This is a genomic window from Gilliamella sp. A7 (assembly GCF_002142015.1).
GTDB classification, from domain to species: Bacteria; Pseudomonadota; Gammaproteobacteria; order Enterobacterales; family Orbaceae; genus Gilliamella; species Gilliamella apis_A.
Map to the genome: position 1 here is coordinate 1 of NZ_NASN01000043.1, position 21,296 is coordinate 21,296.

6 protein-coding genes and 1 pseudogene are annotated in these 21,296 nt (G+C 32.9%); 3 read left to right on the plus strand and 4 right to left on the minus strand.

Annotated features, from left to right (window positions below):
• Nucleotides 1–159: 159 nt before the first annotated feature.
• The gene (locus B6D18_RS09630) at nucleotides 160–15,051 is read left to right on the plus strand and encodes a non-ribosomal peptide synthetase (RefSeq protein WP_086364257.1); all 14,892 of its coding nucleotides are present in this window, start codon (nucleotides 160–162) and stop codon (nucleotides 15,049–15,051) included.
• 63 nt (nucleotides 15,052–15,114) lie between these two features.
• A complete protein-coding gene (locus B6D18_RS09635) occupies nucleotides 15,115–15,780 on the plus strand; it encodes a 4'-phosphopantetheinyl transferase superfamily protein (protein WP_086364258.1) in 666 nt (221 codons plus the stop codon).
• 590 nt (nucleotides 15,781–16,370) lie between these two features.
• Here B6D18_RS09635 and B6D18_RS09640 read toward each other — a convergent pair.
• The 3 genes and pseudogenes from B6D18_RS09640 to B6D18_RS12515 all read right to left on the minus strand — a co-directional run bounded on the left by B6D18_RS09640 (nucleotide 16,371) and on the right by B6D18_RS12515 (nucleotide 17,530).
• The gene (locus tag B6D18_RS09640; protein ID WP_371328895.1) at nucleotides 16,371–17,315 is read right to left on the minus strand and encodes an MFS transporter; all 945 of its coding nucleotides are present in this window, start codon (nucleotides 17,313–17,315) and stop codon (nucleotides 16,371–16,373) included.
• 12 nt (nucleotides 17,316–17,327) lie between these two features.
• A pseudogene (locus tag B6D18_RS13035) lies at nucleotides 17,328–17,384 on the minus strand (hypothetical protein); the annotation flags it as partial.
• Complete coding sequence (locus tag B6D18_RS12515; protein ID WP_144063974.1) at nucleotides 17,369–17,530, minus strand: hypothetical protein; 162 nt, start codon at nucleotides 17,528–17,530, stop codon at nucleotides 17,369–17,371. The gene B6D18_RS12515 and the pseudogene B6D18_RS13035, both read right to left, overlap by 16 nt.
• A gap of 140 nt (nucleotides 17,531–17,670) precedes the next feature.
• On the opposite strand from B6D18_RS12515, the gene B6D18_RS09645 reads away from it, so the two are divergent.
• Nucleotides 17,671–18,582 carry a helix-turn-helix transcriptional regulator gene (locus B6D18_RS09645; protein ID WP_086364260.1) on the plus strand — a complete coding sequence of 304 codons (912 nt, stop codon included), beginning with the start codon at nucleotides 17,671–17,673 and terminating at the stop codon, nucleotides 18,580–18,582.
• Nucleotides 18,583–18,645: 63 nt separating this feature from the next.
• Here the strand turns inward: B6D18_RS09645 and B6D18_RS09650 are convergent, their stop codons facing one another.
• A complete protein-coding gene (locus B6D18_RS09650; protein WP_086364261.1) occupies nucleotides 18,646–20,862 on the minus strand; it encodes a TonB-dependent receptor in 2,217 nt (738 codons plus the stop codon).
• Between the last annotated feature and the right edge of the window lie 434 nt (nucleotides 20,863–21,296).

The window sequence follows — 21,296 nt, forward strand, 5'->3', positions numbered from 1 at the left end:
AATATATATAGTATATAAATTGAAAAAAATTTAAGTTATCAACGTTAGTTATTAGGTTTTCATAAAGGAATCGAAAACTTGTGTAGTAGCGATAAAAAAGGAGTAGTACGAAATGATTGTAATTTTATAAAACAAATACTATTTTTATAGGCAACAAAAATGAAAAAAATAAGACTTACTCCCTATCAATCAATTTTTTATTACGAATGGTTAGCAAACCCATCAAGAAGTGATTACAACATTGTTTGTGATAATATAATCTCTGGAGAACTTAATCGAACAAAACTTTTTGAAAGTTTTAAGAATATTGTTAATGAGCATTTTGTTTTCAGGAGTTTCATTGTAAATCATGAAGATGGTATCTTCTGGCAAAAAAGAGAATCAATCACAGAAGATAAATTAAAAACATTATTAGTTTATCACGATCACCCCTTAACTAACGAAGATATCAGTAAAATAGTTTCAGAGCCTTTTGATTTAGAAAAGGATATCCCTGCAAAACTTCATATTATTCAAATTGATAATCAACAATATCGAATTATTTTAGTCTTTCATCATATTTTAGTTGATGGAGTAAGTACTCAAGAGTTTTGGGATAAACTAAGTCAATATTATAACGATATACCTTATGAGTTACCGTCATATGAAGCACAGGCTCAACTGCATGAAAAACTTAATGATTCGTATCATGAAATTCTAACAACGCAAAAACAGCAGATGGAGGATTTCTGGAAAGAAGAGTTACAAGATGTAAAAAATATCGATTTTACTTTCTTAAAGTTAGCAACCGAAAAACCAAAGCAATTAAATCAATTAAATCGATTTAAGCCTTATATTAGTGAATTTACTTTTAGCTATGATGAAAATATTTATAATCAAGTTAAAGCAATACGGCGCAAATATAAGATAACACCTTATTTATTTGGTCAATTGGTAACAGCGTTGTTATTAAACAAAATGACGTCTCAAAGCGCAATCCCTCTTGTTTATCCAATTGCTTTTAATGAAGGTAAAGAATTAATCTACGGTGCCCATATTAATACATTACCGGTTGTTTACCGTTTTGAAGAAAATTCAACTTTAGAATCTGTTATACAAAATATTTTGCTTCATTATAAAAAGGTTAAACAAACTGGCGCTAAATATTTACCAGTTTATGATATTATGCAATTTGCTGAGAATGCTAATATTCTGGATGTGGCGTTTGTGCAAACTTTTGTTCGAGATCATAAAATGAATCTAAATGGGATGATTGATGAAGCCGTTAATCATGAATTTCAAATAGATTTATCTAATAAATTGGTATTTGAGCAAGAAGAACATAACAACCAAATTAACTATCGTGTTAAATTTAGTGAACAGCAGTTTGATAAACAACTGGTTGAACAACTTGTGATGTTCTATCAGAGACTATTTATAAAATTACTTAACTATTTAAGTAATGATCAAGCCGATATTTTAATAAATGATATTGAAGTACTGGATGAAGATGAATTAAAAGTTTTAATTCATGATTTAAATCAAACTCAACAACCTTATAAGAGTGATAAAATAATTGCTCAATTATTTGAAGAGCAATGTCAAAAAACACCAAACAATACCGCTGTGCTTTTTGAACAAATTGAGATGTCCTACGCTGAATTAAACAACAAAGCCAATCAATTTGCTCATTACCTTCAAGATAACTTTTCTATCAAACCAAATGATTTAGTGGGCCTTTATTTAGATCGTACTGAACAAATTATTGTTGCTATTATGGCAGTACTTAAATCTGGAGCCGCCTATGTTCCGATCGATCCAACAGCACCTCCTGAACGTAATAAATATATTTTAGAGGATGCCAACATTCGTGCAGTTATTACACAATCTCATTATGTTGATAAACTGAATGAGTTAATGCCAGCTGTTGTAAGTATTCCGGTTGATAATTCATCTTTTATTGCAGCCTTACAAAATTATTCAACAGATAATACTGTTATCGAAACTAAACCTAATGATTTAGCTTATGTTATTTATACTAGTGGTACAACGGGAAATCCGAAGGGAACTTTAATTGAGCAACACAGTGTTAATCGTTTAATCGTTGATGCTAATTACGTCGAAGTTGATGAGTCAGATCGCATATTATGTATTGCAGGATATCATTTTGATGCATCAATTTATGAAATATTCATGGCATTACTCAATGGTGCTGGAGTCGTTATTACAGCTAAAGAAAATCTCTTAGATTTAGATAAATTTAATCAGTTAATTGAGCAATATCATATTACCAATATCCTAGCTATATCAACATTTTTCAATACGTTAATTGATGCTCAGTTGCCTAATATAGCAAAATTACATTATATTCTAGCAGCAGGAGAAGCCTTATCAGCGGTTCACGTGAATAAGTGTCTTAAGTTATACCCAAATGTCAACCTCTTGAATGCTTATGGCCCAACAGAAACGACTTGTCTTGCTACGACTTATCTAACTAATCAATGTAAAACATCATTTGTTAACAATGTTCCTATTGGTGTAGCCTTACCAAATACCACGTTATATGTTTTAAATCCACAACGTCGTCCAGTACCTGTAGGCTGTATTGGTGAGCTTTATATTGGTGGTGCAGGAGTCGGTCGTGGTTATCTGAACAATGTTGAAATGACTAATAAAGTGTTCATTAAAAATCCATTTCAAACTGAAGATGAACGAAAGCAAAACTACAATGATCGCATATATAAAACAGGTGATTTAGTCCGTTTGTTGCCAGATGGTAATATTGAATATATCGGTCGTAATGACTTCCAAGTAAAAATCCGTGGTTTTCGTATAGAGCTTGGTGAGATCGAAACGCATTTAATGATGCATCCACAGATCAAACAAGCTGCAGTATTAGCACTAAATAATCAAGGTGGTTATAAATATTTAGCTGCATATTATGTCGCTGATAATGAAATTGATTCAGAAGAATTAGTAGCATATTTAAACAATGTGTTACCTGATTATATGGTTCCTTCAGCATTTGTTCATTTACTCGCTATGCCTATGACGATTAATGGTAAAACTGATCAAAGAGCATTACCAAAACCAACCTTACTAACCCAAACTAGCTATGTTGCACCTAGCTCAACGACTGAGAATTCAATCGTAGAAGCAATTGCCAGTTTATTAGGATTTGAAGCGAGTGCTATCAGTGTTACAGATGATTTCTTCCGTTTAGGTGGTAATAGTATTTTAGCTATCAAATTATCAAGTAAGTTAACTCGAGAATTTGACCGTTCTATTCGAGTGGCTGATATTTTTACTTTACGTACCACGCAAAAAATAGCTCAATTCATTGATAAGAATCAGGAAAAAAGACAGATAATCAATGTCATGCCTGTTAAACATATTGAGCAACAATTATTATCCTTTGCGCAAGAACGTCTATGGTTTATCGATTCTTATGAAGGTGGTAGTAATGCTTATAATGTTCCATTGGCATTTAAACTAACAAGCACGACAGATATTAATCTACTTGAAAAAGCAATATACGCAATTATCGAACGACACGAAGTTTTACGTTCATTAATTAAAACGAATGCACAAGGTATTGGCTATCAGCAAGTTATTGATTTACAAAAATCCCCATGGAAGATAAATAAACAAAACTGTTCAAGCAAAGCAGAACTTGAAGCGACAATTTATGAGGATCTGCATAGAATATTTAATTTATCTGAAGAATTACCGATTTATGTATGCTGTTATCAATTTGCTGGTGACAGTTATTTAAGCATTGTTATTCATCATATTGCATTTGATGGTTGGTCAACAGATGTCTTTTTAGACGAGTTAGTCAATCTTTATCATTATGTTAGCGCTTTATCTCAAGGTGATAACCAATTCGCTGAAACATTACGTTTACCAGCAGTCGAAGTTCAATATAAAGATTTCGCTTTATGGCAACGTGAGCTTTTAAAAGGTGATTTTTTAAATAATCAATTAAATTTTTGGAAAGGACAGTTAGAAGATTTTGAACAACTTAATCTGCCTACTGATTATCCACGTCCAAGGGAGATTGATTACACTGGCCATGATATTCCTTTTGAACTTAACGAACAAATAAGTCAACAAATCCGTTCATTAGCTAATGAACTTAATGTAAGTGTCTATTCAATATTATTAAGTGGTTTCTATCTATTATTAGGTACTTTTAGCAATCAAAAAGATGTGGTTGTTGGTTCTCCAATTGCGGGTAGAAATTATTCAGGTATTGAAAATACTATAGGCTTTTTTGTTAATACTATCGCACTACGTAAATGTATTGATCCGAAAGACAGTTTAAAATCATTCATTTTACAAACCAGTGAGTTAGTCACCCAAGCTCAACAATATCAAGATTTGCCATTTGAACGATTAGTTGATGCATTAGCTATTGAAAAAGATTCTTCACGGCACCCAATATTTCAAGTAATGTTTGGTGTACAATCATTTGGGTCAGCGATACATAATGGTAAAATTGAAGAGCTATTAAGTTTATATCAAAGTGAAGTTGTTAATTATCAATCTGCTAAGTTTGATATGACAGTAATGCTTGATGACTCTAAATCAGCTATTACTGGTCTATTTAATTATGCTTGCAAACTCTACCGCCAAGAAACAATTGAGCACTACATCACTATTTATCAAACGATTTTAGAACAGTTTGCTCAAATGTGTGAGTTAGAACAACCGTTAACTGAAATGCGGTTAGTTGATGCGGCTACTTTCGATAGATTGGTCTTTGATAAAAATAAACCGTTTCAACCTTATGCAAGGGATAAGTCTATTGCAGAATTGTTTGAAGAAAAAGCTCAGCAAATACCTGATAATATTGCAGTCATTTTCCAGAATAATGAGCTATCTTATCAACAAATTAATGAGCAATCCAATCAGCTAGCGCGTTACCTTAAAGAGCATTTTGATATAAAACCTAACGATTTGATTGGTCTTTATCTCGATCGTTCACAATATATCTTGATCTGCTTCTTAGCTATTTTGAAAGCCGGTGGAGCCTATGTTCCATTGGATCCTAATGCACCAGATACTCGTAACGAATTCATAATGCAAGATGCGCAAGTTAAAGCAGTTCTTACAACCGAAAATCATTGTAATAAATTAACTGGTTTAGCCTCTAATTTATCCATAGTAGCTGTTGATCAAGCTGATTTTGTTGACAATCTACAACATTATGCGAAAGATAATCTTTTGATTAAAGTGAAACCGCATGATTTAGCTTATGTTATCTATACGAGTGGAACAACCGGAAATCCAAAAGGAACACTCATAGAGCATAGAAATCTTAATAACTATATTGTTAATGCTAATTATGTCAAAATCAATTCTGACGATCGTTTATTAAGTATCTCAGGTTATCAATTTGACGGTTCTGTTTATGATTTTTACACACCTTTACTTAATGGTGTACCGTTAGTTATTATTGAAAAAGAGACATTTTTAGATTTAGAACAGTTTAATGAGTTAATTGCCGATAAAAAAATTACTAATTTCTTCTGTACAACCACCTTTTTCAATGCGTTAATCGATAATGAAGTTGCTAATTTAAAATTATTAAATTACATACTTGTCGGTGGTGAAGCTTTATCGGCACATCATATCAATAAATGTCATCAACTTTATCCGCATGTCAAAGTGGTTAATGGTTATGGTCCAACTGAAACCACTGTATTTGCTGTTACTTATTTAACTAATTTAGCTCAAGAACCATTTATTTACAGTGTTCCAATCGGTAAAGCGTTGACAAATACTTCATTGTATATTTTAGATGAACAACTTCGTCCTGTACCTGAAGGGGCAATTGGTGAACTTTATATTGGAGGGGAAGGTGTTGGTCGTGGTTATTTACATAAACCAGAACTGACAGATAAAGTATTTATTCAAAACCCATTCCAGACTGTTGTTGAAAAGGCGCAAAATTATAATGCGCGAATCTATAAAACAGGTGATTTAGTTCGTTATTTAGCTGACGGTAATGTTGATTATATTGGTCGTAATGATTTCCAAGTTAAAATTCGTGGATTCAGAATTGAACTTGCAGAAATTGAAGCTTGTTTAATTAGTCATCCAGATATTCAACAAGCTGCTGTACTAGCTTTGAAAAATAGTGCTGGCGCTAAATATATTGCAGCTTATTATGTGGCTAAACAACCATTGACTCAAGATCAACTAATTGATTATTTACAGAAGTCTCTTCCTGAATATATGATCCCAGCTGCGTTTGTTTATCTTGACGCTATGCCAATGAACATGAATGGTAAATTGGATCGTAAAGCGTTACCAACACCACAGCTTCTTGATGAGCAAAACTACGTTGGTCCAACAAATGAAACTGAAGCTGTTTTTTGTCAAACCTTTGCCAATATACTTGGTTTACAAGCCAATGAAATCAGTATTCATGATGACTTCTTTAAACTCGGTGCGGACAGTATTAGCAGTATCCAGCTTACCAACCGAATTAAACAGGCTCTTAATTATTATCTATCCATTAAAGATATTTTTAATTTAAGAACAGTAGAAGCTTTAAGCAATCATGTGATTAATAATCGCCATGAATCAAAAGTCAATGTGGAAACCGAACAAGGAATTTTAACTGGAACTCTTGAACTTTCACCTATTCAACAGTGGTTCTTTAAAGAAGTTGAAGTTGGCCGATTCCAAGACTATCACCATTGGAATCAAGCCTTTTTGCTTAAAGTTCCAATGCTAAACGTTGATTTACTCAAACTAAGTGTCCAAAAATTGCTTGAATATCATGATATGTTACGGGTTAATTATCATGATTCAGCCGCAACATATCAATCATTGCCTGATCTGTTGCCATTTTCTACTCAAAATATATCCGGTTGGTCACAAGATAAGATTCAACAATTATTGACTGATTGGCAAAGCCATTTTACCTTTAATCAAGGGGCGTTATGTCATTTTGGTTATTTAACTGGTTTTGATGATAATTCTGCTCGTATTCATGTCGCTGCACATCATTTAAATATTGATGTAGTAAGTTGGCGTATCATTAAAGATGACCTAGAAGCTATTTATCAATATTTAAGCCAACAATCATCTGTTGATGCGAATATCAATGTTAAAGATATTCTTGGTGAAAAAGGTAGTAGTTATCGTCAATGGATCAATAAACAACAGCAATATTCAACGCTAATTGCCAATGCGCAAGAATCTGCGTATTGGCAAACTATATTGGCTGATATTAATCAGTATCATAATCATCTAGATCAACATCGTGTTGATACGCTATATCAAGCTAAAATGCAGCTATCTAAAGCGCAAACATCTCGTTTACTTAGCCAAGTTAATAAGGTATATGGAACAGAAATTAACGATATTTTATTAACAGCGCTCGCGCAAGCGTTAAAATTGGTATTCAGTGGTAATGATCACTATATTTTATTAGAAGGTCATGGACGAGAAGATCTCTACAGTGAAATTGATATTAATAACACGGTTGGTTGGTTTACCAGTATGTATCCAGTTAAACTAATGGTGAATAACCAGAATGTTATTAATAATGTTGCCATGATTAAAGATACCTTAAGACAAATACCTAACCATGGTGTAGGTTACGGTTATTTGGTAGGTTATATTAAACAAGCTTTACCAGCGATTAGCTTTAACTATTTAGGTCAATTTGATAGTACTGAAAAAGCTAATAAATGGCGCTTTAGCGATGAAGATAGTGGTTTAGAAATGTCTTCAAATAATCGCATGACTGACTTTTTATCCGTCAATGGCGGTATTTTGGATGATCAATTACAATTTGCTATTACAGGATACGTCAATAATGTACACGGTGAAGCTTTAGTTACGGCATTTACTCAGCAGCTTAATGAGCTCATTGATCAACTAGTACAGATTGAACGAAGCTATTTGACACAATCTGATATTAATAACGTGATCTCTCCAACACTGCTTAATTCATTACAGAGCGATAAAGAAATAGAGGCAATTTATCCTGCAAATAGTTTACAGCAAGGGTTTATCTATCATGCTGTTTCGCAGGGAGATTCGGATAATGCTTATCGAATTCAGATGATTTGGGATTATCACAATTCACTGGATATCAATTTGCTTAAACAAGCATGGCATCTTACACAGCAAAAATTCCCATCATTACGATTACGTTTCTCATGGGTGGAAGAGCTGGTACAGATTATTGATAAACAATCTGATTTTGCTTGGCAATTTGTTGATCTTAGCAATCAAACTCAAGAGCAACAACAAGTAAGTATCAATAAATTGATTAAACAAGATGAACAAATCGGTTATGATTTAATGAAAGGCCAACTATTTAGAGTAACCTTAGTTAAATGTTCTGATGAGTATTATCAATGTTTATTTAATAATCATCATGCTATTTTAGACGGTTGGAGTTTACCTATCTTACTCAATGATGTACATCAAAATTATTTATCTTTATTACATCAAAAAGAAGTTATTATCCAAGAAGATAGTAGCTATTTAGCTGCACAATCTTACTTACAAAGTAAAACCAATGAGACGGCATTATTCTGGAAACAATACCTTAATGTTGAACTTGAACCTGAAAATCTAGAGAGCTTATTAAAAGCGGATTTAGGACATATTAATTTATCTGACCATAAATATGTTGAAGATCCACAAGAAATTTCGATAGAGATTGGTTCCCAACAATGTGAAGAATTAAAATCTTTATGTAAAAACAATGAGTTTACATTAAATGCTTTGGTTCAATATTGCTGGCATCAACAATTAAGCATTTTTGGTAATAGCAACACTACCGTTGTTGGTATGACGTTATCAGGTCGTAATTTACCGATTGACGGTATAGAAAACTCTATCGGACTTTATATTAATACATTACCTGTAATTTTAGAGCATACTGATGGTAGCGTCATTGAAACTATCAAAATGTTACAATCACATATTAATAATGTGAATAATAACAGTAATATCAATCTGATTGAATTACAAAAATCTGGTACACGTTTATTTAACTCATTATTCGTATTTGAAAATTATCCATTATCAGAAAGCGAACAAGATGAATTAAAAATTGTGTTTCAAGGTGGTCATGAAAAACTTGATTATCCTCTCGGAATTGTGGTCTTCGAGAGTGCAGGTAAGTTATCGATTAAAATCAAATATGCTGGAGAACTCTTTAATGACACAGCTATAGAACGTGTATTGAAAGGAATAGAATTAACCTTAACACATTTAGCTAAAAATCCAGCTATAGAGGCATCTAAGCTTAATTTATTAACTGAGCAAGAGTATGACCAATTAATCGTTAACCAACAAAAAAATATCGTTCCATTTGAAAATCATAAACTCGCGAGCCGATTGTTTGAAGAGCAAGTTCAGAAAACACCTGACTCTATTGCAGTTGTTTATGAAGGGATAACATTAACCTATCAAAGTTTGAATGAACAAGCGAATCAACTGGCAAATTATTTACGATCTCAATTATCAATTCAACCTGATGATTTAATTGCGTTATATTTAGATAAATCGCAATATATGATAGTAAGTATTTTAGCTGTGCTGAAAGCAGGCGCTGCTTATGTGCCGATTAGTCCAAGTACGCCAGCAGAACGAGTAGAGTTAATTTTTAATGATACTAAAGCGAAAGGAGTGTTAACTCACGCACATTATGCTAAAGAATTAATTCAATTAAAAACTGAACTGCAACCAGAAGTTATTGCTGTTGATGATCCATCAATGAATAACAAACTTTCACAGTTTGATAAGCACAATCTGGTTACATCAACACAAGCCCATCATTTGGCGTATGTGATTTATACGAGTGGTACCACTGGACTACCAAAAGGGGTAATGATCGAGCACCATGGAATAGCTAATTTAGCAACAGTTCAGCAAGACATTTTAGATCTACAGCCATCTCATAATGAACAAGAACAGAAAAATGTTCTGTGGTATTCAAATTATATTTTTGATGCGCATGCTTTCGAAATATATAACGCCTTACTTAATGGTCATCAGTTGCACATTCTGTCAGAAGATAAACGTTTAGACTTTATAGCATTATCAAAATATACCCAAGATCAACATATTGATTTTGCCTTTATTCCACCAGCTTTACTCGATCAAGATGAACTGCTTTCTGTTCCTGTTTTGACCGTGGGTGGTGAAGCAGTTAATGCTAAATTAGTTAATCTTTACTGCCAGCAGGGTATCAAGTTAATTAATGTTTATGGACCAAGTGAAACGACTGTTTGGGCTATGGCTCATCGTTATAATAAAGATGACTTAAATACAGATTTGGGAACAGCCATTAAAAACGTGACTTTATATGTTCTTGATGAATATTTGCGCCCTGTGCCTCCTGGTGTCATTGGTGAATTATATATCGGTGGTGCTGGTGTTGGCCGTGGTTATCTAAATAACCCTGAATTAACAAATCAGACATTTATCGCAAATCCATTCCAAACCAGTGAGGAGAAAGCGCAAAATTATAATGCTCGAATCTATAAAACGGGCGATCTGGTTCGTTATTTACCAAACGGTCATATTGAATATATTGGTCGTAATGATTTTCAGGTTAAAATTCGTGGTTTCAGAATTGAATTAGGTGAGATTGAAACGCGATTAATCAGTCATCCTCAAATTAAGCAGGCACTTGTTGTGGCGCTGACTAATAACCAAGGTAACAAATATCTTGCTGCTTATTATGTATCTGATACAGCCATAGATCAGACTGAATTAACCAGCTATTTAGAAAAATCATTACCTGAATATATGGTTCCAGCAGCCTTTGTACACTTAACGGTTATGCCTGTTAATGTGAATGGTAAAATTGATCGTAAAGCATTGCCAAAACCTAACTTTGTTATGCAAGAAAGTTATGTTGCTCCTAGTACAGTGACAGAACAACAGTTAGTTGCTGATATTGCTGAACTATTAGATATGGATATTGATTCAATTAGTGTGGTCGATGACTTCTTCAGATTAGGTGGTAACAGTATTTTAGCTATTAAGTTGTCAAGCAGAATAGCTAAAACTTTTGAACGTGATGTGCGTGTAGGTGATATTTTTACATATCGTACCATTCAGGAAATTGCGAAATTTATTGACAGTAATCACCAAAAACGTCAATCAATTACCATACAAAAGGTGGCTAATGAACAAGAACAGAGATTATCCTTTGCGCAGGAACGCTTATGGTTCATTGATTGTTATGAAGGAGGTAGCAACGCATACAATATACCACTAGTATTTAAACTTCTGCCAGAGACTAATATCTCGTTTGTTGAGCAAGCTTTACAAGAAATTGTTCAGCGCCATGAAGTATTGCGTTCATTAATTAAAAATACAGCAGATGGTATTGCCTACCAACAAGTAATAAGTTTGCAACAGCAACCGTTGGTAATCGAAAATCATTATTGTGATAGCCAAGCTGAATTAGATAAAGCGATTCATAATCATATATACAAAGTAATAATGTTATCTCATGAGTTACCGATTTCGATTTGTCGCTATCAATTAGCTCAAGAGTATTATATGAGTATTGTGATCCACCATATTGCATTTGATGGTTGGTCAATTGATCTGTTCATTAATGAGTTCAGACAGTTATATCAATACTATGAGGTTTTATCTTTAGGTGATAGTAATCAAACGGTAACACTTAACTTACCACCTGTCGAAGTGCAATATAAAGACTTTGCTTTATGGCAACGGCAGTATTTGCAAGGTGATATTTTGAATCAGCAATTGCAGTTCTGGCGAAATCAACTAGCTGATTTTGAACCGCTTAATTTGCCGACAGACTACGTTCGTCCACAACAAATTGATTATACAGGTCAAAATGTTATGTTTGAGCTTGATAATGATGTCAGCCAACAAATACGTTCATTGGCAAAAGAACTCAATGTTAGTGTTTATTCTGTGCTACTCAGTGGTTTCTATTTATTACTTAGTTCATTTAGTAATCAAAAAGATATTGTCATTGGTTCACCAATTGCAGGAAGAAATTATCAGGGTACAGAAAATACCATTGGCTTCTTTGTTAATACATTAGCATTAAGAAAATGTATTGAACCAAGCGACAGCCTAAAAATGTTCATTTTGCAGACTAGTGAATTAATTACACAAGCTCAACAATATCAAGATCTACCATTTGAGCGCTTAGTGGATGCGTTATCTATTGAAAAAGATACTTCGCGACATCCTATTTTCCAAGTAATGTTTGGCGTACAGTCATTTGGTGAAGATGGGAAAGAGGATAATTTATTGCAACGTTATTATAATGACAATGCAAGTTATCAAGCTGCTAAATTTGATATGACCGTGATGCTTGATGATTCTAAACCTGCGATAACAGGATTATTCAATTATGCGACTAAACTTTATAAGCCGCAGACTATTGAACACTATATCACTATTTATGAATCTATCTTGCAGCAATTTACAAAGATGTATCAACAGCAACAAGTTCTGTCAGACTTACGTTTAATTGATAACTCAACTTATCAAAAAGTGATCTTTGATTGGAATAAGACGCGTTGCGATTATCCGACAGATGTGACAATGCATCAATTGTTTGAAAGACAAGTATTAAAAACACCAAATAATCTAGCTTTAGTTTATGAAAATGATCGTTTGACCTATCGAGAGCTTAATGAACAAGCTAATCAATTAGCACATTATTTGCGTGAAAACTTTGATATTCAACCTGATGATTTGGTGGCAATCTGTCTTGAACGTTGTAAATATATGTTAGTAAGTATCTTAGCTATCTTGAAGGCAGGAGGGGCTTATGTACCAATGGATCCTAATATGCCAGAAGATCGTCTCAGTTATATGATCGAAGATACGAAAGCTAAGGTTGTATTAACTACTAACTTAAGTTATGAAAAAATCAATTCGTTAGTTTCTAAGGATCAAGTTGCATTGAACTTGCAATCCTCACAAACTATTGATTGCTTAACTAAATATCCAACAACTAACCCAACACCATTAGCTCAGCCTAAAAACTTAGCTTATGTGATTTATACCAGTGGTACGACCGGTATGCCAAAAGGTGTAATGTTAGAACATCAAGGCGCGGTTAACCGTATTATTTGGATGAATAACGAATATCCGATTACTGAAAAGGATCATATTTTACAAAAAACGAATTATACCTTTGATGTCTCGGTGTGGGAGCTATTTTGGGCGAATTGGTATGGTGCTTGTATTGTCTTTGCTCATTCAGAACTTTATAAAGATAATGTCTATCTTGCAGAGTTGATTGAAGCTGAACAAATCACCGTATTACATTTTGTACCATCTATGTTAGTTGCATTTGTGGAAACATTAGAAGCACAACCTAATTTGGTTCCAAAAGTTCAGGGATTAAAATATCTGTTCTGTAGTGGTGAAGCACTTAACCTTTATGAAGTGAAAAAATGTCAAGTGTTGATGCCAAACTGTGAGATACACAATCTTTATGGACCAACAGAAGCAACCATTGATGTACTTTATTATGATTGTAATAATCCGAATATTTCACAAGTATTAATTGGTAAACCTGTTGCTAATACTTCAGCTTATGTTCTTAATGAATTATTACAACCAGTACCTATTGGCGGAATAGGTGAGTTGTATGTAGGTGGTGATAATGTTGCTAGAGGTTATCTAAATAATATTCCATTATCGAATGAACGTTTTATTGCTAATCCGTTCCAAACAGAAGCAGAAAAAGCGCAAGATTACAATGGTCGAATTTATAAAACTGGCGATCTTGTTCGTTCTTTAGTTGATGGTAATATTGAGTATTTAGGTCGTAATGACTTCCAAGTTAAAATTCGTGGATTCAGAATTGAACTTGGTGAAATTGAAGCTCGATTAACCCAATATGATGGAATCAAACATAGTATCGTTATCGCTTATGAACAGGCTTCGGGCAGCAAATATTTGGTTGCTTATTATCTTGCTAATGAGGAGATTGATAGCCAATTATTACAAGCTCATTTAAGTGAAACTTTACCAGGATATATGATTCCGTCAGCATTTATATATTTAACTGAATTACCAATTACCTCAAATGGTAAGTTAAACCGTCGAGCGCTACCAAAACCAGAGCTTACCGATAAGGTTGAGTATGTCGCGCCAGAAAATGATGCTGAAAGAACATTATGTGAAGTCGTTGCTAATATCCTTAAAATTCCTGCTGAAGAAATTAGTATGCAAGATAGTTTCTTCCGATTAGGTGGTAATAGTATCTTAGCTATGATGCTTAATAACCGAATTAATGATGCGTTTAAAGTTAAAATGCGTTTAGTTGATATTTTAAGCGTCAATACGATTCGTGAGTTAGCGAAAAAAATCTCAACGACTCAACAGCAGTTTAATCCTATTGTGGAATTAAGAACTAATCATGAAAAACCACAAATTTTCATGATCCACCCTGGATTGAGCGGTTGTGATGTTTATCAATCATTAGCGAATAAGTTATCCTCAAAATACAGCTGTTTTGGTGTAGATTCTTACAATTTATATCATGACAAACCTATTGAGGATCTCAATGTATTAGCGCAATATTATCTGGATCATATCAGTATAGTTGCAACAAAAGATCAGCCAATAAAATTATTTGGTTGGTCTTTAGGTGGCAACATTGCGTTACAAATCGCAGTACTACTTGAACAGCAAGGAATCGAAAATATTGAAGTTTATCTATTGGATTCTTGGCTATTAAAAGAGCGGGATTTAGATCAATATAAGCATCCAGTTAACATTACTCGTGCTATGGATCGATTAAATATACCTGCACATGTACGCGGTGAAATTGAGAATTTTGCAAAAATTGATAACAAGCTCGTTGTACAGCCGTTATCAGCTCAATTGAAACAGACTCAAGTAGTGTTGTTTAAAGCTACACAGATTGAACAAGGTGGAGATATAGCTGAAAAATATGTATTAAATAATATTGATACCTATTTACAAGATAATTCTCAATTAAAATTGGTTAAGTTAGATTGTGGTCACTACACAATTTTATCTCATGAACAAGAGATCTTAGCTGAGATTTTATAACCTTAATGTTAATTATCCCCTTAAAAAATTTTATTTTAAGGGGATGCTTTTTAGGTAAAGATAATGAACTTTATTTATTTAGCGAATATCAATAATCTGTCGTGGTCTGTTTTAAAAGATCAAAAAAAAATACTTAGCCACTCTGCACAGTTAGATATCGAGAAATTCAGATTTGATCGAGATAAATGTCGCAATTTAGTTGGCAAAATGCTGTTGCTTTATTCTTTGCAGCGTCATGAAAAATTTCAACAATCCAGTTTACCCCTCATTGATTACGGTCCTTATCGAAAACCATTTATTCATTCGATGCAAGGACATTTCAATATTTCACATGCTCATGATTGGGTTGCTTGTGTATATAGTACTAATGGCGAAATTGGCATTGATATTGAATATATTACGCCAATTAACATTATTGACTACCAGAATGTTATGACTGAAAATGAGTATCAAATTGCACTTGATAATCCACATTTTGATTTCTTTCAATTATGGACTTTAAAAGAAGCAATTATGAAAGCTCAAGGGCAGGGGTTTTATCTTTCACCATCTTCGTTTGAGTTACCATTCCCTTTTTGTAATGATGAGATCGTTGAAATTAACCACACACGCTGGTTCGTTTATAGTCAAAGCTTTGGCAATGATTATAGGTTGTCTTTGGCTTCTTTATATCCAATAGTTGGCAATATACAAGTTATTCCTTTGCAACTCGCTCAATTTTGGCAGTAATCAATTATTAATAAAGTTAGGCCTGATAATTGAAGCTAAAATTACGTTGTAATTGCGGTGTATCTGATTTTCTCTGTGTGAAAAGTAATTACTTATATTAGTATTACGATAATCTTTTTTATAACATTTGATCTATTATTAAACTACGGTACTAAAAATAATTAAGCCCAAAGATTTTTAATTGGGCTTTGTGGGTTGTTGGGCATTAATATTGTTTTTTGTGCTTTTAACAAAATATTTTGCTCTAACTGTCTTAGTATCCTTTTTATGGTTTGGATTTCTTTTAGTCAAATGACTGATTTTACCTTATCGTTTGAATTACTTAACCCCCAATCTTGTTCTGAAATCGAATCATAAACTTCTGTTACAATCCTGTTCGCCTCATTAACATTAAATAAAACTAAGGAATATGATGAACTAAAATTGAAATTAAATCAATTTGTTATCTATTGTTGGTTTGAAATTATTAGAGTAAGTTGTAATACATTTTTATCATTAGACAAACAATAATCAATAGTTATGTATTAATAGACTAAAACGTATTGTTATGCTCAAAAGGGTTATACAAAATATTGAAAAATTACAAATTATTATTTATTTCTAATCATTAAGTTAATAACAATAATACTTATTAGCGCCAATAAAAAGGCAATGAGATAATTAAAGTATTCAGCGATTGTCATTGAAATTGAGGAACCGATTATTTCTGAGAATAATAAACTACTTTGAAAAATAGCATAATCTGTAGCGGTTTGCATTCCTTGTTTGGCAAAAATCATTGTAATGGTGTAAATACTAACATTAATCGTTCCAATACTAATACCTAAAATAGTCATCATAATGGTAGTCGTAATAGGATTAATATAATCAGGGATATTGTAAAGTAAACACCAAAACAGAATTAGAAAAAAGAGTAGAGCGAAACCAAGTTTTAGCGTTTGATAAGGGTGTTTAGTTTTTAGTAAATAGGCAGCAATGGCACAACCTAAAAGCATAGTTAAATAACCACCAATACCGGTATAAATACCAACATCACTCACAGAGAATTCATGATCCAGTAAAATAAATTTAGTTGTAGTCAAAATTACCGAACCAGCAAAAGGTATCATTATCGCAAGCAATAGCATATTGTAAGCATTTTTTCGTTTAAAAAAATTGTGGATTCTTGCTCGTGAATTGGATCGTGAATTATGGCCTAAATTAGGCTCTGTCCATATAGTGAGTTGTATAATTGATACAAAAATAATCACAACTAACAGTAAGATACTATAGGTTTTTCCTAAATAATCATAACAAACTGTTACTCCAGCCCCGCCGATAAGCATACCAGTAATATTGCCCATTACTTGAATACTATTTATCTGGCTAATAGTGTTGTTTTGCGATAAATCAGCTGCTAGTCCGTCAGTTGCAATATCAAGTGTTGCAGAAACGATACAAGATAAAATGATAACCAGAAGAAGATAAGTAGTGGTTTCTGATGTAAAAGGGGTGAAAGCAATAATGGTTATCAAAATTGCTAATAGACATTGCATTGGTAGTAACCAGCTTTTTCGATAGCCTATTTTAGTTATCCAATGATTTTCGACTAACGGCGCCCATATAAAAACGAAACACCTGAATTACGTAATAAGATAGGGTAGGCGTCAAAAGCTAATCCGACAGGGATACCTTGTATGATATAGAGTTGCGCAATAATAAATAAAAAATAACTTTTCTGCTTATGATATGAAATGGTTTTATTATCCATAAAATTTTTTATACGTATATATAATAAAATTATCTTATTACAAATGCGATACTCCTAAGCATTACGACTTACGAATAGTAGCTTTATTATGTTGTAAATGCAAATGATATTTGTTATCGTTTGCATTGTTTGGAGGATGTATGTATTTTGATAATCAACTAACTAATAAAAGTCTAAATTATAGCGGTAAAGGTCTTTCATATATTGAGTTACAGCCTGGCTTGGCTGTATGCATTAATAGTGCTGCAGATTTAAATGCAGTGGATGTTCGTAAAACCTTTTCGAGTAGTGAAAATTGCTTATGTTTCAATTGTCAGTTACAAGGTAAATTGAGTATACAGATTAAAGATAGAAAATTTGTTAGTAAAAAAGGAGATTTAACCTTTGGTTTTGCCGATGGTGAGATTTTTCATTTACAACATTCCAAAGATTTTTGCAATATTGAGGTTATGATAATGCCCGAATTACTGGATGTTTTGATTGGAGATATGGATTTTCAATTCTCTTGTTTAAATGAAAAAGTTAATTTTTTTTTGCAGCATTATCAGATACAACAAAACAAAAATGTATTATCTTGTGCTCGACAACTATTTTATTTAATGCAAAACACTGATTGTAAAATCACCAATCGTCTATTGCTATATGCTCATGTTTTAAAGTACTTAAATTGGTATTTTAAGTCTTTTGAACAACAATCTACTAAACATGAATTTACCCAATGGGAATATCAACAACTTAACCATGCTCGTAATTGTTTAATAAGTGATTTAACCTGTCCTCCTACTATCAATTGTTTAGCTAAACAAACAGGTCTCAATCAGAGTAAGTTAAAAAAAGGTTTCAAGCAGATTTTTGGGAAAAGTATTTATGCTTATTTTTTAACAGAAAGGATGCATAAAGCTAAACAGTTATTAACTGAATATAGTGTTACTGAAACGGCAATTATGATGGGTTATAGTAATATTAGTCATTTTAGTACAGCATTTAGAAAACAGTTTGGGGTATTACCTAAAGAGATACGCCGCCAGTATTCGTCTAAGTTTCTCGAATAATGACGGCATGGTTAAGCTATTATTTAACTGATTTAAAGTGTACCCCTTTAAAATTAAGTATTGTTAATAGTTATAAATAAAACCAACTCCTAAAGTTCGGCCTCTACCTGGCGAACCAATTGTTGCATCTGGACCATCATGAGACAGAGCCGGAATATGATATCCCCATAAATCATAGGATTTATTTAGTAGATTGTCGCCCCATACATAAAATTCAGCATTTTCTGTTTTAACGGCAATTCGAGCATCAAGTTTGTTATAAGCTTTTAAGCCAAATTTATTTTGTACATCAGCTTGGCGAGAACCAATATAACGATCAGTTATTTGTGTTTCCAATGATATTCCTGAAGCTAAATTAAGTGGTATAGAGTGTAGAATGGTTAAGTTTGCGTTCCAATGAGATGTATCCGGTACTTGGTTATGTTTTTTTACATGAGCTAAACTTTTGTTAGGAGTACCGACTATTTTTGCATTAGTGTAACCTATGCCTCCCGTAAAGTCTAAGTTCCCAGGGGCTTTCCAAAAACCATCAAGTTCTACACCATAACTTCGAATATCATAATTTTCAACCACAGAGACAAACGTTGCTGGATTATAAGCCATTAAATGTTCACGTTTTGTATCGTTATAAAATACTGCTGTGTTTAATCCTACCGTATTATTTTCAGCTTTTAATCCTATTTCATAAGCGTTTACATACGCTGATTTATAGGCTTGATCCGAACGACCGGCAGTAGCGAAATCTGTACCTTCATCATTGAAACCACCTGTTTTATATCCTCGTGAGTATAGACCATATAGGGTCGCATAATCATTAAGTAAAAAGTTCAAACCTAGTCGGCCAGTGGTAAAGTTATCAGTTATTTTTTGTTTATCAAAAGCTAATGTTGATTTACCTTTATTATTTTCAGAATAAATTGAGTTAGCTAACCATTTTGCATGATAATTCTTCTTTTCGTAAGATTGACGAATACCGGCTGTTAATTTGAGTTTTTCTGTAACAGGATAGGTGACTTCACCAAACACACCGACATTATCTGTTTCAAATTGCCTTCTAATGTTTGCATTTAGTGCATTACTTGGATAAAACACATCCATAACATCATAAGTATTTCGATGACGGTCATTGGTATAGTAATTAATACCAGCAACCCAAAATATTGGTGCTTCAGGTTTAGATGAAATTCTAAATTCTTGAGTGAAAAGATTTTCTTTAGTTAAATAAGACCAATTAGATGGTGGAGTCTTACCACTTAAATGGTGGTACAACTTACCTTCATAAATTGGTGATCTTCTATCATTTTTACTATACGAATAACCGGTAATAGAACTCAATAAGCTATTATCTAACTCATGTTCTACTTTTAAATTGAAACGGTAAATATTTTTGTCATTTTTGTCACTGCTATTTGGAATGTTAATCTTAGGATGATGTCCGTAAGGTCGCATCATATACATATCATCCATACCCATAGCATCTTCTATTTCGGTAATAAATGAGATAGAAGTGAGTTCTGAAGCTTCCCATAACAATGTGCCTCTAGCGATTTTATTTCTAAGGATACTCACCGGTTTATGGTCATTAACATTTTCTAGAATACTATCTGCTTCATCATAACGGACAGCAAAACGAGCACTTAACTGATCGGTTAAAGGACCACTAATGACGCCTTCGGTTAATATTTGATTATTTTGTCCAAATTCGGTTCTAAAAGCTGATTCAAAATGACGAGTTGGTTTTTTCGAAATAACATTGATTGCACCTGCTTCACTATTTCGACCAAATAATGTACCTTGAGGGCCTTTTAATACTTCGACACGCTGAACATCAAGTAAATTTAAGGTCGTATTACTTTTTGATTGTGGCATCCCATCCACGTTAATACTAACCGAGCTGTCATCTCCACTCATAGGTAATACAGAACCGACACCACGCATCCGTATCGATTTTGCCGCTCCCATATTACTAATTACTTGTACACCGACAGTATCATTTAAAGCTTTTTCTAAAGTCGTTTCCCGTCGGTCAACCAGTTTTTTATCGTCAATAATATTGATCGTAAATGGAATATCCTTGGCTGACTCTTTCACATGCCTAGCAGTAACTATTAATTGTTCTACTTGATTACTATCGCCTTTTTCTTCAACTGTATCAGCCATTGCGTTAAACGATAAACATAAAATACCGGCCATTAACCACGGTGAACCAATAATGCTTTTGTTAGAACAAACTAAAGCTTTATTAGTTATTTTATTGGTAAAAACTAATTTGTATCTCATTTTATTTTCCTAAATTCAGCCATAACCTACATAATCAATAGGGAATACTTTTGGTAAATTAATAAATGACTATTGAATGTGCTACTTAATAGCATCATTAATATATTTAATTAAGAATGATTATCATTTATAATGTAAATGTTTTGCTAGGAAACGACTCCCCATATTGGGTAAAAATAACCGAATCAGGTCTTTTTTTTGCTAATTTCATCGATTTTTTTACTTAATCAATTGATTTATATATGAAATATTTTAGTGCTATTTACTGAAAATTTTGTGCTTATAAGCTTGATATTGCGATATGTTAGGTTGAATAATTCCATCATTTTAATCTATTAATGACTACAGCAATGTTAGATAGGCAATTAGATAAGCTGAAAATGTTGACTCGGTAGAATTATGACCAATAAATATCAAATATAAAGATAATAAAA